The organism is Chryseobacterium piperi (assembly GCF_002285635.2).
GTDB lineage: Bacteria > Bacteroidota > Bacteroidia > Flavobacteriales > Weeksellaceae > Chryseobacterium > Chryseobacterium piperi.
This window is the reverse complement of the sequence record NZ_CP023049.2, coordinates 773,943-788,505: the sequence shown is the minus strand read 5'-3', so window position 1 is coordinate 788,505 and position 14,563 is coordinate 773,943. Positions and strand designations below refer to the sequence as shown.

The following is a 14,563-nucleotide window of genomic DNA, read 5'->3' as shown; positions in this document are numbered from 1 at the left end:
AAGTATATAATAAAAAAAGACTGCCTTATGCGACAGTCCTTTTTATTTAGTAGGTCAAGGTAATACCAGCTCCCCATCCCATTTCGTTATCGTAATTTCCGGAAATAGAAAACCATTTCTGGACAATATATCGTAATCCGGTCGTAAACTCTCCATCAGAATTAATACTGAAGTTTCCTCTGATTCTTCTGGAAATAGGGATATCTTCTCTTTTTAATTCTAATAATACTTTACCATTCTGATCCACACTTGCATCTGCTGTGATCAGCATAGGTAAAAGGTATTGCATACCGACGATAAATGATGCTTTATTTTTAGCTGCTTTATTTTGCCCAAACCAGGTTTTCTTACCCTGAAAATCCATTCCCATTCCTTCTGCCATCTGTCTTTCCATAATCTCATGATTTTTCTGAATCCTGAATCCTGCATAAGGAAGTGCCCATTGGAATTTTCCTAAAAATCTTCCGACTTTAAAATTACCATCAAAATGGTTAAAATCCCAGTTGGAATGAAACTCATTAAGATTTGCCCATCTTGGACCGAACATTGTCATTGTCTCTGCATGTATTTTATTACTCGCAATATCCAACATAGCCATGGAGCTTACCATTCTGTTATCTTTCAGGAAATTCTTCCACGCTAACTTTCTATTGGGAAGTTGTGGATTAGGTTTCGAATTTTCATAGCTGAATATCCTTCCCATTCCGGCCATCATATGGTACAAAATATGACAGTGGAAAAACCAATCACCATCCTGGTTGGCCACAAATTCTATTGTATTCGTTTCCATCGGCATAATATCCACCACATTTTTTAAGGGTGAGTATTCTCCTTTGGAATTGATCAGTCTAAAATCATGTCCGTGTAGGTGCATGGGATGACGCATCATCGAGTTATTATACATCGTTATTCTAAGGATCTCCCCTTTCTTTACCAGAATTTTATCTGTCTCAGTAACCGTTTTGTTGTCGAGCGTCCATAAATAGTGGTTCATATTTCCTTCGAGCGTAAACTTCAGTTCCCTTATATTTTCGGTAGATAGAATCGTTTTTTCCGGGGCTTTTAAAATATTATAGGATAACCTTTTAATGGTCTTTTCTTCCTTCATATCCATTCCTGAAGGCTCAGAATGTTCATCATTTTTCTTTTCTTTGGTCATGACACCCATCATTTCATTCATATGCTTCATAGTCATCTTCCGTTGGCTTTCTGGAAGCTCAGGGTACATCACTTCATTCATATCCATCATCTGATTGCCCATCGTCATATTCATCGGTTTCATATTACCACTCATCTCCATCATTCCATTCATCATTTTCATCCCTTCAAAAAGTTTCAATCTTGGCAGATCCGGGGCTTGTATTTTTTCTCCAGATCCCAACCATAATGAAGCATGACCAATTCTATCTTCAGAAGTTGCCCGGAACTCAAAGCTTTTGTTTTCAGGAATGGTAACTTCAATATCATAGGTTTCCGAGACACCAACAATCAATCGGTCCACTTCTGTAGGAACCACATCGTTTCCGTCATTACCCACCACTTTTATTTTTCCACCACCATAGTTCAACCAAAAATAAGTCGATGACCCTCCATTGGCCACCCGCAACCGTACCTTATCTCCAGCTTTCAAATGAGCATATTCAGAACTCGGTAAACCGTTGATAAGGAATTTATCATAATATACGTCACTTACATCCATCGCTTTCATTCTTTTCCATTCATTCAAAGCTTTTGTTCCTAAATTTCCAGACTTAATCGCTTCCCAATAACTTTGAACCGCATTTTTCTTAATGGAATACCAGTCTGTATTGGCCATATGAAGTCTTCTTGCAATTTGCATAGGATCCTCATCACTCCAGTCTCCTAAAAGCACAGGGATTTCTTTAGTATATTCTGCTGTAGGTTCACCCTCTCTTTTTTTGAAAACCAAAATTCCATTCATCCCAATCTGTTCCTGATGTCCTTGATGCGAGTGGTACCAGTAGGTTCCATTCTGGGAAACTCTAAATTTATATAGATGGGTTTCACCAGGCAGTACGGGTTTGGTGGTAAGATATGGAACTCCGTCTTGTTCATTAGGCAGGATAACTCCATGCCAGTGAAAACCGGTATTTTCCTTCAACATATTATGAAGATAAATTTCTGCAGTATCTCCTTCTGTAAAATATAAGGTAGGAGCCTGTAATTTTCCGTTTACTGCAATAGCTCTACGGTTTCTCCCTGTAAAATTGACAATCGTATCTTTCACGTACAAATCGTAACGGACCGTTTTTCCTCCAAAGGTAACCTTACCGTTTTCAGAATTCCTTTTCAGTACTGAAGTCTCTTTATGTTGATCCTGAACATCTACCTTCTTACTATCTTCCTTTGGTACCAGTTCCATCCCACATTTAGGGCATTTTCCCGGCTGATCAGTAATAACCTCAGGATGCATGGAACAAGTATACTGTGTTTGCAAACTTGTGTCTGCTTTAGAAATTGAGGTTTTCTTGTTATTAGTTTTTGATTCAAGATTGCTCTTTTCCCTGATTTCTTTTATTTTATTATTCTGAGTTTTTGCGTCTTGTTTTTCAACAATTTTAGATTGAGCTGTAACAGCCTTTTTTACCAAGGTCATCCCACATTTCGGACAGTCTCCAGGTTTTTGGGAAACTACTTCCTGATGCATCGGGCAGGTATAATAAGACTTTGTTGCTTGTGCGAAAGTGAAAACAGAGAACAAAAACAGCAGAAATATTATTAGTTTTCTCATAATATTTCGAGTTCATTTTAAGCTGTACAGCTTTGTTATTCAATTAAAGTAAATTTTAACAAAAGCTATACAACTTATTATTTTAAAGATAAATACATTGATTACTTAATCTGAATCAGGAATATGGAAATTCTATTTAATAATACCGGTAGGTTAAGCAACAGCTATCAGAAATACCCGTTCAATGATAACATCCAGCCTCCCACTTCATTTCCTCCCGCTTTTAAATTTCCCATCCCCGGATCATATTATTTAATCTCTGATTTAACACTTCCGCAAGAAAGCATTTTACTTCCGTAATAAGGATTGACGATTTGTTTTTCGCTACTTAGCCAGCTTCCGTCAGCCATTGGGCAATATTGTACAAATACAGGTTTATCGGAAAGTTTGAATTGCTTTGTTAAAGCGATCATATTATCAGAAAGATTAAAGAAATTCTCTCTCTGACTATTGATATTTCTAGCTTCAGAAATAGCGGTAGCATCTTTTTTAAGAATGGTTAGATTACCTTCTGAAACGACTTTATAGTCGATTGTTGAAGCAGTTTTAATGAATTCAGTTGCCGCTTTGGAAGCCTTATCTGCATCATCAGATGCCAATGCTGCTTTGATCGTAATATAATTTTGATAAAGCTTTGATACCTGAGCATTCGATTTAGATTGAGCTGATATAGAAATCATTGAAAATAAAGAGAATACTGCGGTGATGATATATTTTTTCATTGTTTTAAATTTTAGAATTAAATAAGTTGTTTAATCAATAGTAGTTTTGAAATCGCATGATATCATGCGACCATGCTTATCGTTTGTACTGATGAAAGCATCAAACAAAAACTTAATTCTAAATTCTGAAATTACAATGGGTAATAAAAATAGGTACAGACCTTGTTTCAGGCGGTGCATTGATCTGAATAGAGGTAAACTTTACCGTTGAAAAAGAGGAATCTGTAAAGAAAAATTCATGTTTCTCAAACGCTGCCATCTGTTTTAGGAAATCAACTTTTAAAAAGTCTGATTTCTGAGAATCATCAACTTTTACAATTTTGATTTCTGTTTTACAACAGTCTTTTTTGGTTTTAACACCACATTTACCGCATATATCACTACTTTTCTGGCTCACAGAAACAAATTCTTCCATACAATAATGAATACTGAAAACAGCTCCGGAAGAAAATCCAAAGTAGAAAACAGAAAACAATATGGCAAGAATCTTTTTCATATGCTGAAGCAAAGGTAAAAATATCTTCCTATCAGTTGTTATAAAATTATGTAATCTTGTTATAAAATTCGGCAAATAACGTCAATACAGATTAAAAAAATATAGTAATAATCTGCATATAGAAAATATTTTAACACATAAATAAAACACTTCTGAAAATTCAGAAGTGTTTTATTATTATATCTCTTGCCGATTGAGCAGATTTTTAAATATACCTAGCTGATATCTGCGACCTTATTATTTATTTAATCTTAAACTCAAGTTTCACATTAAAGAATCGTCCGGTCAAACGAACCGGTACAGGATACATAAAGTTGGTATTAGCATCTGTAATCCATTGATTGGCTACTGTATTCCTGATATTAAATGCATTGAAAACCTGTACCCCTAAAATAAGTTCTTCGAAATTACCCCAGAATCCATAGGTTTTCTTTTTGTCTTTAGAATCGATAAATACTTTAGATAATCCGATATCGACTCTTTTATAAGAAGGTAAAGTTCTTTGGTATTGGTAAGCAGCGCCTACATCCGGAGCTCCATCCTGGTTTAATATAATGGGCGCTCCTGTTGGTAGTCCCATAGCATAGGTCAAGGTAAGATTCACCCTCATCGATGGGAATTGTGGCATATAATCCTGATAAAACATTGCAAATCTCAATCTTTGATCGGTAGGTCTCGGAATATTTCCTCTTCCATCAATATTTTCATAGACTCTGGCATAACTTGCAGATAACCATGAATCTACGCCGGGAACAAATTCCCCGAATAACCTGGTATCAATTCCATAAGCATATCCGGAAGCATTATTTCTCCCTGAGTATCGGATCCGTACATTATCCATATAATAAGGAATCAGATCATTCATTTTCTTATAGTATACCTCTGTTGTCAGTTTGAAGGGTCTATCATACATCTGGAATTCATAATCATTCGCTAAAATGGCTTGTAGAGAACGTTGTGATTTAATCGTATTATTAAAGTTTCCGTCCAAATCTTTAATTTCTTTATAGAAAGGTGCCTGATAATACACCCCTCCCGAAAGCTTAAACAACATATCCGTATCCCAGTCCGGCTTAATGGCAAACTGTAATCTTGGTGAGAAAATAGTTTCATTATTAAAGCTCCAGTGTGCTACTCTTGCTCCTGCATTAACAAAAAATTTATTAGTTCCCCAGAAAAATTTTTGAGAATACTGGGCATAGGCTGATAATCTGGTAGGTTCGATCTGATTATTTCCTGCAATTCTGTACATAAGCTTAAGGTCTCCCGGAGTTCCAAATCTCGGATCATCAATAGGCCTTGGCATACTGTACCCCGCAGAATCTACCAATTTCCATTCATTGGTAAGGTCATTCAGGTTTTCTTTCTCGTATTTGAACCCTACTTCAATATCGGTATTCACATTAGGTGAAAAACGCGCTCTGAACTGAGTTCCATAAGTTCTTACAAAAAGGTCATTCCTTGCATGATCAATTTGTCCTCCTGTATCGTAAGTAGTTATCGGCGCTCCTGTAATAGGATCAAATGTTTGCAATATATAAGCAGAAGCAATCGAATAATATTCTCTTTCCCTATTTTGATACGCAAAAGCATCCAAAGTAAACTTCCATTGATCTGAAGGCTTAAAATTCATGGAAAGCGTCCCCATCATATTTTTGTACTGATCATTTTCCTTTCCGGCGTAATTGACAGTAAGATTAAGAGGTCTTTGAAGACTTCCGAAATCTACACTTCTTTCTTTAGGAATCATTTCATAATCATTTTTAGAATAATATCCTATAAATGATAAGCTAAGCTTTGGATTGATATGATAGTTGATATAGGACTGAAAATCCCAATAAGTCGGATTAAAGTTGGTATCTTCTTTCAGGGTATTCAGTACCAGATTGGTATTCCTGTATCTTCCTGAAAATAAAGCGGTCAGTTTTTTATTTTTTGATGCAAAACCAGTCGTTAATCTTCCGCCAATCAAACTAGCTTCTCCTGAAAGTTCAAACTTTTCAGGTTCCCGGTAATAGATATTTAAGGCAGACGACATTTTATCTCCATATCGGGGTTCAAATCCTCCGGCAGAAAAATTAACCGTTGAAACCATATCCGGATTAATCATACTGAGTCCCTCCTGTTGAGAATTTCTGATCAGGAAAGGTCTGTATATTTCAATATCATTAATATAGATAAGGTTTTCATCATAGTTTCCACCACGAACCATGTACTGCGAAGAAAGCTCTGTATTTGAATTTACGGAAGGTAACGTCTTAAGAATCCCTTCTATCCCTCCCGAAATACTGGCTACATTCTTAGCATCCTTTGCTGAGATTTTCACCGTTGTAAGGTCGGTTGTTTTTCCTTTTATTTTTTTCTGGAAAACGACCTCCTCAATATCGGTGACTTTTGTAGTATCTCTTTTTTTAGTTTGGGAGAAGACTAACATGGGAACCATAAGGCTCAGCGGTAAAACTAGTTTTTTCAAAAGAAATATTTTAAAATTTCAAGAAGTGAATTTATAAATTTTATTTGATAATTTGGCTTTGCTCAAAAACTTTTGCCCATTCCTTGACAAATTCATCAGGTAAGTTTTTTTCTTTTATAGCTGAAATAAAGATAAATACATCTTGCTCACCTTTTGCAATGTAATACACCTGAGATTCTGTGGTTTTGGAATCTTTATAAGAATCTGCTTTCATAGTGAAAAGAATATACTCTCTTTCATTTTCTTTATTCCTGGACAATTCTTTAACTCTTAGGTTATCAGCTTTTCCTTCAACAATCTTTTTTTGGCTCTCAAAAAAATTTTGTAATGGAACTTTTGCAGCATTTTTTATCGTTATTTTTGTAACAATGATATCATAATTATCCCAGTTTTGACCCTTCGGAATATATTCCATCATGACCATTTTATCATTTTCCTGCTTTTCAGCCAAATGTAGGTTATACTTTGGAGGCAAAACAATTTGTAAGGAATCTCTTTTCTGAGAATAAATAAAGGAGCAAAAAGAAAAGGCAAAAAGTATTAATAGTTTTTTCATATTTATAGAATGGCTTCTCTAACTCTCGTTAATTTTTGTAACAAATCTTCTAATAAATCTAATCTTAACATATTAGCTCCATCAGACAATGCTGTTTCTGGTGTAGGATGTGTTTCTATAAAGAGTCCGTCCGCTCCAACAGCAATTCCTGCTTTAGCAATGGTTTCAATTAACTCTGGTCTTCCTCCTGTAACACCAGAGTTTTGGTTAGGTTGTTGTAAAGAATGCGTAACATCCAGAATTACCGGAGCATACGTTCTCATTGTCGGTATACCTCTGTAGTCTACAATCAGGTCTGTATATCCGAAAGAATTTCCTCTTTCAATGATCGCTACTTTTTGATTGTTAGAATCTGTAATTTTCTGAACCGCAAACTTCATCGATTCCGGAGAAAGAAACTGTCCTTTTTTAAGCGTCACACATTTTCCTGTTTCAGCAGCAGCAACCAATAAATCAGTCTGACGCACTAAAAATGCAGGGATTTGTAAAACATCCACATACTGAGCTGCTAAAGCTGCATGTTCGTTTTCATGAATATCTGTTGTAGTCGGAATATTAAAGGTTTCTCCAACTTTTTTCAGGATTTCCAAAGATTTCTCTTCCCCAATGGTAGTAAATGAATCTACTCTACTTCTGTTCGCTTTTTTAAAGCTTCCTTTAAAAATATAGGGAATATTATATTTATTAGTAATCTCTATAATTTTTTCAGCAATTCTCAAAGCCATATCTTCACCTTCAATAATACATGGACCGGCAATAAGAAAGAAGTTTTTTGAATCTTTGTGTTGGATATTATCTAAATACTGAATCATTAATCTTTATTTTTATTTATTATATTTTCTAGCTGTTCTATATTTTGCTTGTACTTTTCGTCATTTTCTTTCTTTAGTAAATTTAGCCATTTTTCAGCTAAATCTATATTCTTATACTGGGCATTAAAAGCCACCATATTCATCATCGATTCTGCTTTATTGTCTTTATTTATAAAGTTCCCCAGCGCTCCACTTAAAAAAGTATCCGCTTCACTAGTCTTTTTCTGTTGTAATAACGAATAAATATATTCTTTATTGATAAGATCATCAGAAATTTTATTACGCATGGCTTCCATACAGATTTTTTCCGCATTGGCGAAGTCTTTTAGTGCATTATATGAAAAGGCAAGCTCAAAATACACTTTATTAGTTTTAAAATTATTTTGATAGAGCTTTTCTAACTTTGGAAGTGCTAGTTGGGGAAAATTAGCACCATTCATTTTGCTTGCTCTATTGAGAACTTTATCATTTTCAGATCCTGAGGATAAATAGTTTTTCAACCAATCCGGTTGAGCAGGCAAATTAAATCGTTTTAATAAATCCGGAGAAATTTCAGCCACTTTATATTCTAGGTTGCCCATTCGTGCTATTAATAACCTCTTCTTTGAATCTTCATCTTCAGTATAATTCAGCTGATTGTTTTCATCTGTTAAAATTCCCGCATTTCTATACGTATATCCCGCATATTCATCAAAATAGATAAACCCAACATGATAGGTTTTCTCTTTGTCTGATTTAGGCAAAGCAACCCAGTTATTTTCCGAATCCGGAATATTCTTATCAAATTTCAAAGGAATAACAGTTTGTGCAGATATAGAAACACAAGCAGCTAAAAAAGTGATGGTTAATAGTTTTATCATGAACTCATTTTTTTCAATATTTTTTCAAAAGTATTGATGTTTCTACTCGTAAACTGATCTTTCATACTTTTCTTACCCAATATTTTTCCAAAGCTTGAATCCAGCGTATTTCCTTTAGGAACCTGCCAATAAAATACCCCATTAACAATTTGAGCTCTCTCATTTTCAGTTTTAGAAGCCATATCAAATTCTTTCATAAGAATACCTTCTATCTCTTTATTTCCGACAAAAGTATAAATATGAAGATCCTCATTTTTCTCAAAAGGATTTCCGCTCCAGAAATGCTCAATTTCTTCCTGAGATTTAATGAACAAAAAAGCCTCATAAGAAAAATAATCAGACATTGCTTTTTCAAGAATTACCTTGAGGTCTGCTGCATGTTTATCAGAAGAAAATACAATATTTCCGGATGCCAGAATGGAATTTACGTCTTCCATTCCTACTTCTTTAAAAACCTGGCAGACATCAACCATTTTCATATTGGTCCCTTTTACATTGACTCCTCTGAGAAAAGCACAGTATTTCATAGTTTTTAGTTTTTTAGGATTCGGGGTCGAGATTCGAGTTACCATTTTTACAGCTAATCTGATATCCCGTACCTCTCAACTCGTATCATTTCACCCTCACATATAAATTATAATCAGTTCCTGATGGCTTCAGTCTATAAATCTTCTCCAGAATCTTATTATCACTTTTCAGATAATTATTTATTCTGCATTCCTCCAATAATCTGTAATGTTCTTTATAATATTCTGCATCGGGACCATTGAATAAGTTATTATAAGAAAGTAAATATTTAGGTTTTCTGTTTTTTACCGTATTGATCCAGTAATGTGGCTTATCTTTTTTAATTTCATTCTGAATCTGCTTATCTACCAATCCGACTTCATCAATCGTTTTCAATCCGGAGAAATAAGGAATATACCCTGCAGGTTCCAATAGAATCCATTGGTTCTTATCTTTTTCATAGAAGTTCAAAAATATTCCTATTGACCTCCTGTAGTTCCATTCTCCATTTCCTGTAGCAATAGAATGAACCGTCTGGAAAATCAGCATCGGCAGGATATAGAAAATGATTAATAAAGATAACCATAGTCTTCTTTTCTGTTTCTGTTCCAATACAAATATGATCACCGGAACAAAAAGGAGAATCTGCGGCACCCAATAATACCAATCAAAAAGACTTTTCTGAGAAAGGAAAATGAACTGTTTGGCCCAACCGAAAAGAAAAAGCATCCATAAAAAGTAATTTCTCTTTTCCTTCTGCCGGATAAGAAATATAAAGCATACCAATTCAAAAATCAGAATAAGTATGGTGAGCGGATTAAAATCACCCGGCACTTTTAGCATTCCCCAAAAGTTTCCGTAATTAAGTCTGAAATATTCTATATCCTGATTTAAGGTGAAATTTTTATCATAGAGAAGTTTTTTTGCGACAATGGTATTGTTAACCCATTCTCCAAAATACAGCCAATTGAAAGAAAGAGCGACGGAAATCCCTAAGATTCCACCCAGAATATAACTCCATCTTATTTTTTTATTGTAAAAAGTATCTACCAGAAATACAATCCCTAAGAAAATAACCGTGTCAATTCTCGTAAATAAAATAAATACAGGAAGCAGGATCAGCGCCCACTTTTTTTCTTTTTTAAAGCCATAATATAGCAATGCCATTTCCAGGAAAAAAAGAAGTCCATACTCCATTCCTAAAATAGAAATCTTTATAGAAGGCGGTAAAATTCCGAACAAAAATATAAAGATGGCTTTATGCCATGGATTTTTAAGAAGCAGGTGCGATAAGAACAAACTTCCTATCGTGAAAAGAATAGAATTAAAAATAAGAATAGGCTCAATAAAATATTCTTTTCCAAAGATAAGATTGAAAAGATAAGAGACAAAAACATACAAATGCGTCGTAGACGCTGAAATCTTAGTATCTCCGTTAAATCCTATAACTCCATAGTCCATTAGGTTCTGAGCTACCCTCCAGGTAATGAACGCATCTTCCTGAATATGGTGCGTCAGTAAAAAAATGAGTTTAAAAACTACTGTACAAATGACAGCATAAATTGGGAGTTTATTTGTTCTTTCAGACATTGTGCTTCTTTAACTGCACAAATATAATCTTAAAAATGAATGAATACAATAACAAAAAAAAACGGAACTGAAGTTCCGTTTTTAAAATATGCTGTTTCTATTGTGTTGCTTTCATAATAGCTGTGGTAATCTGATTTTCCTTTTCCTTAGAATAAGTGGAATCAAAAGGTGCCATAATATCAAATAGATATTGGTAGAATGGCGTGATCTTCTGTACATTTTCAGATTCGCTCATCGCTTTCTCTTTGCCCATCTGTTGAAGATCTTTAACAAATACATTGAATTTTTTATCAATAGGTTCTATGGACTTTACTAAATAGCCATAGGCCTTATCTTTTTGTCCAATTGCAGTGTAAGCAGTTGTTACAGCAGATACCACAAGAGAATATTCCATAGGTTTTGCTCCCATTGCCCTTCTCAGATACCTCTGCTCACCAGGAGCAAGACTTAGATAATAATCATATTCATCAAAAATTCCTTTCTTAAGAATTTCTGCCAGCTTCAATCCTTTTTGCTCCTGACCCGCTACGATATATCCGTAAACAATAGAGCTTAATGAACGTGGATCATTATATTTTTCTACCGGAATTTCTTTTGCCGCCAAATCCAATAATTCAACTGCTTTAGCTTTCTGTCCGGTAGATGATAATGCTCCTACAGCTCTGCTAACTGTTGATCTATAACCTATAATATTGGATGTTGCAGTTTCATCGTAATGGTTGGTCAGGTCTTTAAAATTACCCCATTTGAAATTTTTCACGACATTATATAATGAATTAGCATCTACTCTTCCCATATCACCATCGCTTCTCGGTGGCGTATGGATAGGAATCAATCTGTAGCTGAAACCATCAAACTGAAGATAATCATCCAGATAGAAAATATTTTCACTATCATAAACTCCTCCCGAAGAGAAATTGATTGGTCTCTTCCAGTCAAAATTGGCAAAAATATCGAACATCATTAAGTTACCTTTAAAAAGTGTATTAGCTTTATAATCAATCATGATCTGATCAACGGTATTCGGCAAATCACTTGGGTTGATAATTCCTGCTTTCAAAGCGTTTTCTTTGTTCACAGGTAAGATAAATTTACTTACCGGAAGGAAGTTGTACTTTTCATAACGAGCTTCACCAAAGATCATTTTTAAAATCTCATCTTTCTCCGGAGATTTCAGTTTGATAAAACTTATGGCCTCTTTTAAAGTAATGGAATCTTGAGTTAGATACTTTTTGAAGGATTGAAGTTCCGTGACAGGAGCTCCTTGCTGCTGAAGATTACTGAATATATTCTGCCAGTCCTCTTTTTTCATAATATAAATCTGATCGTTTACACCATCTTTATAATCTTCACGCGTAAGTTCTCCTGGAATAGGGCTAGCATTATAGGTCTTCCTTTTTACCTGATCACAATACCAAGGAGTGGAAAGCAATGTAAAATTAACCGTTTTTACATCATCCCGTAATCTCTCAGTTTCCTGAATAGCCCAAACCGGGAATGTATCATTATCTCCGTACAGAAACATAATATCTTCTTTTGGTAAAGACTTTAAAAATGAATAGGCATAGTCGTGAGCAGCCGATTTACGACTACGATCATGAGTATTATAATTCTGGAATCCCATCATGAACGGAACTCCTAATAATATTACTCCGGCAACAATATTAGCTGCATTAGATTTTACTTTAGACTGAATGAACCATAAAATAGCACCCGCTCCTAAACCAATCCATATGGCAAAAGCATAGAAAGACCCTACCATTGCATAATCTCTTTCTCTTACTTCAAACGGCTTTACTCCTGTATAGAAAACAATTCCCGCACCTGTTAGAATAAATAAAGACAACAAAGCATAAAACCTTCCAAAGTCTCTGTTCAGCTGGAAGAAGAATCCAATTAATCCTAAGATCAATGGTAAGAAGAAAAAAGCCACCGTACTTTCATTTTTAAATTTAGCCGGCATTTTATCCTGGTTTCCCCACAACGCATTATCGATGAAAGAGAATCCGGAAATCCAATTCCCATTAGTACTTTCCATGTGTCCTTCCAAATCATTTTGTCTTCCAACAAAATTCCACATCAGGTATCGTACAAAATAATATCCGTTCTGGAATGTAATGAAATAATCCATATTCTGAGCCAGAGAAGGCTTTTGAACATTAATAAGATTGTATGGTTTTACTTTCAGATAGTCAGAAGCAGTAATGGATTTATCTTCATATTTCTTTCTAAGGTCATCAAAAATTTCCTTAGCCTGAGGGTTATCAGCTACATCTTCATTTCCATAGTTAAAGGTAAAGTCAGGTGCTCCATACATCGAAATATAGTTGGCCATCACCGCCTTATCCTCATTAAACATTCTCGGCATTAAGCTGATCTGAGACTTGCTGAAGACATAATTGAAACGATCTCCGGTCTTTCGGTAAGTACCGGTTTTTTCATCCTTTTCATAGATATCACCTGTCTTTTCCGTTTTAAAACTTCCGTCTTCATTTTTTTCAATTCCTTTAGCATCAAGGAAAGCCGTATAGTTTTGCCCGTAGATCGTTGGCCAGTCTCCATATTGTGCCCTGTTATAATAATCCAGCATTCCGATAGCCGTATCCGGATCATTAAGGTTCATCGGTGGATTAGCATTCGCTCTGATTGGAATTACCATCCAGCATGAAAAACCAATCATCATATAAACAACAGATAAAGCAATGGTCTGATAAACATTTTTCTTGCTTCTTCTCGCATATTTAATGATGAAGTAGCAGATCGCAACCATAAGAAGAAAAGCGACAATAGTTCCTGAATGGAAAGGAAGTCCTAAACCATTTACAAATAGTATCTCCAGTTTTCCAAATATCGTCATAATCAATGGGAAAATAATTTTAAATACAATAATTAAAATTCCCAATGTAATTAAGTTAGCCCAGATAAAGCTTTTCCAGGTAAACTTATAATTTCTTGCATAATATACTAGACAGATTGCTGGAATAGACAACATACACATCATATGCACCCCTACTGAAAGTCCTACAATAAAGAAAATAAGGATGATCCATCTTTCATTATCCGCAGCTTTATACTCATTTTCCCATTTTGTAATCAGCCACACCAAAAGGGCGATAAACATAGAAGCCATGGAATATACCTCTCCTTCTACAGCTGAAAACCAAAATGTATCAGAAAATGTAAAACATAAAGCTCCGATTACACCGGCAAAAAGAATGGATATTTCCTGATGTTTCGTTACTTCTTCAAAGTCTTTGTTCAGTAACCTTCTTACAAAGTGAGTAATGGTCCAGAACAAAAATAAAACAGTAAATGCGCTGAATAGCGCAGACATCGCATTGATGACAATTGCATAATTATCTGCTTTTCCTAATGCAAAAATAGCCGCAACAGCACCCACGATCTGGAATAAAGCAGCTCCCGGGGCGTGTGTTACCTCTAATTTTACAGCAGAAGAGATGTACTCTCCACAATCCCAAAAACTCAAATAATGCTCTATTGTTGATAAATAAGTAATAAATGCAATGACGAAAATAATCCATCCTAAAACGGTATTCCATTGCCTAAAAGTCCAGTTCTTCATATAAAAAGTTAATTTATAATATCTTTTTTAAGTAATTTTTCATCCAGTTAAACTCTTTTACTCACCAGGATTTCAAAGATACTTTTTTTTAACCCTTTTCAACAGCTATTGTTCTTAATAATTTACTTAATAATACCTTTTAATATTAGACTTGTAATTTTTTAATGATATGGTTATGACATATTCAGATATAGCTTATTGTACATTTAAAT

General features: G+C 34.7%; 10 protein-coding genes. All 10 read right to left on the bottom strand.

Translation table 11 applies throughout. The features are described from left to right. Nucleotides 1–46 precede the first annotated feature (46 nt). Nucleotides 47–2,752 carry a multicopper oxidase domain-containing protein gene (locus tag CJF12_RS03495; protein WP_034686527.1) on the bottom strand — a complete coding sequence of 902 codons (2,706 nt, stop codon included), beginning with the start codon at nt 2,750–2,752 and terminating at the stop codon, nt 47–49. A gap of 248 nt (nt 2,753–3,000) precedes the next feature. Then, nucleotides 3,001–3,474, bottom strand: coding sequence for a DUF3347 domain-containing protein (locus CJF12_RS03490; RefSeq protein ID WP_034686525.1), 474 nt, complete (start codon nt 3,472–3,474; stop codon nt 3,001–3,003). 118 nt (nt 3,475–3,592) lie between these two features. Beyond that, nucleotides 3,593–3,970, bottom strand: coding sequence for an HYC_CC_PP family protein (locus CJF12_RS03485; protein WP_034686524.1), 378 nt, complete (start codon nt 3,968–3,970; stop codon nt 3,593–3,595). A gap of 241 nt (nt 3,971–4,211) precedes the next feature. Beyond that, nucleotides 4,212–6,443 carry a TonB-dependent receptor plug domain-containing protein gene (locus CJF12_RS03480; RefSeq protein WP_034686523.1) on the bottom strand — a complete coding sequence of 744 codons (2,232 nt, stop codon included), beginning with the start codon at nt 6,441–6,443 and terminating at the stop codon, nt 4,212–4,214. 40 nt (nt 6,444–6,483) lie between these two features. After that, the gene (locus tag CJF12_RS03475; protein WP_034686521.1) at nt 6,484–6,999 is read right to left on the bottom strand and encodes a hypothetical protein; all 516 of its coding nucleotides are present in this window, start codon (nt 6,997–6,999) and stop codon (nt 6,484–6,486) included. Between the two features lie 2 nt (nt 7,000–7,001). After that, complete coding sequence (gene kdsA / locus CJF12_RS03470; RefSeq protein WP_034686520.1) at nt 7,002–7,811, bottom strand: 3-deoxy-8-phosphooctulonate synthase; 810 nt, start codon at nt 7,809–7,811, stop codon at nt 7,002–7,004. After that, nucleotides 7,811–8,671 carry a hypothetical protein gene (locus CJF12_RS03465; RefSeq protein WP_034686519.1) on the bottom strand — a complete coding sequence of 287 codons (861 nt, stop codon included), beginning with the start codon at nt 8,669–8,671 and terminating at the stop codon, nt 7,811–7,813. Before CJF12_RS03465 ends, kdsA begins: the two co-directional genes overlap by 1 nt. Beyond that, nucleotides 8,668–9,198 (bottom strand): DUF1697 domain-containing protein, encoded by a 531-nt coding sequence (locus CJF12_RS03460; RefSeq protein ID WP_034686564.1) that lies wholly within the window; start codon nt 9,196–9,198, stop codon nt 8,668–8,670. The genes CJF12_RS03465 and CJF12_RS03460 overlap by 4 nt, the downstream gene beginning before the upstream one ends. Before the next feature lie 85 nt (nt 9,199–9,283). Next, the gene (locus CJF12_RS03455) at nt 9,284–10,768 is read right to left on the bottom strand and encodes an LTA synthase family protein (protein WP_034686518.1); all 1,485 of its coding nucleotides are present in this window, start codon (nt 10,766–10,768) and stop codon (nt 9,284–9,286) included. A gap of 97 nt (nt 10,769–10,865) precedes the next feature. Beyond that, a complete protein-coding gene (locus tag CJF12_RS03450; RefSeq protein ID WP_034686516.1) occupies nt 10,866–14,351 on the bottom strand; it encodes a glycosyltransferase family 117 protein in 3,486 nt (1,161 codons plus the stop codon). Nucleotides 14,352–14,563: the final 212 nt, after the last annotated feature.

Excerpts from the sequence above, each read along its gene's own strand:
- CJF12_RS03495 (WP_034686527.1), bottom strand. The coding sequence starts at position 2,752 with ATGAGAAAACTAATAATATTTCTGCTGTTTTTGTTCTCTGTTTTCACT.
- CJF12_RS03490 (WP_034686525.1), bottom strand. The coding sequence starts at position 3,474 with ATGAAAAAATATATCATCACCGCAGTATTCTCTTTATTTTCAATGATT.
- CJF12_RS03485 (WP_034686524.1), bottom strand. The coding sequence starts at position 3,970 with ATGAAAAAGATTCTTGCCATATTGTTTTCTGTTTTCTACTTTGGATTT.
- CJF12_RS03475 (WP_034686521.1), bottom strand. The coding sequence starts at position 6,999 with ATGAAAAAACTATTAATACTTTTTGCCTTTTCTTTTTGCTCCTTTATT.
- kdsA (WP_034686520.1), bottom strand. The coding sequence starts at position 7,811 with ATGATTCAGTATTTAGATAATATCCAACACAAAGATTCAAAAAACTTC.
- CJF12_RS03465 (WP_034686519.1), bottom strand. The coding sequence starts at position 8,671 with ATGATAAAACTATTAACCATCACTTTTTTAGCTGCTTGTGTTTCTATA.
- CJF12_RS03460 (WP_034686564.1), bottom strand. The coding sequence starts at position 9,198 with ATGAAATACTGTGCTTTTCTCAGAGGAGTCAATGTAAAAGGGACCAAT.
- CJF12_RS03455 (WP_034686518.1), bottom strand. The coding sequence starts at position 10,768 with ATGTCTGAAAGAACAAATAAACTCCCAATTTATGCTGTCATTTGTACA.
- CJF12_RS03450 (WP_034686516.1), bottom strand. The coding sequence starts at position 14,351 with ATGAAGAACTGGACTTTTAGGCAATGGAATACCGTTTTAGGATGGATT.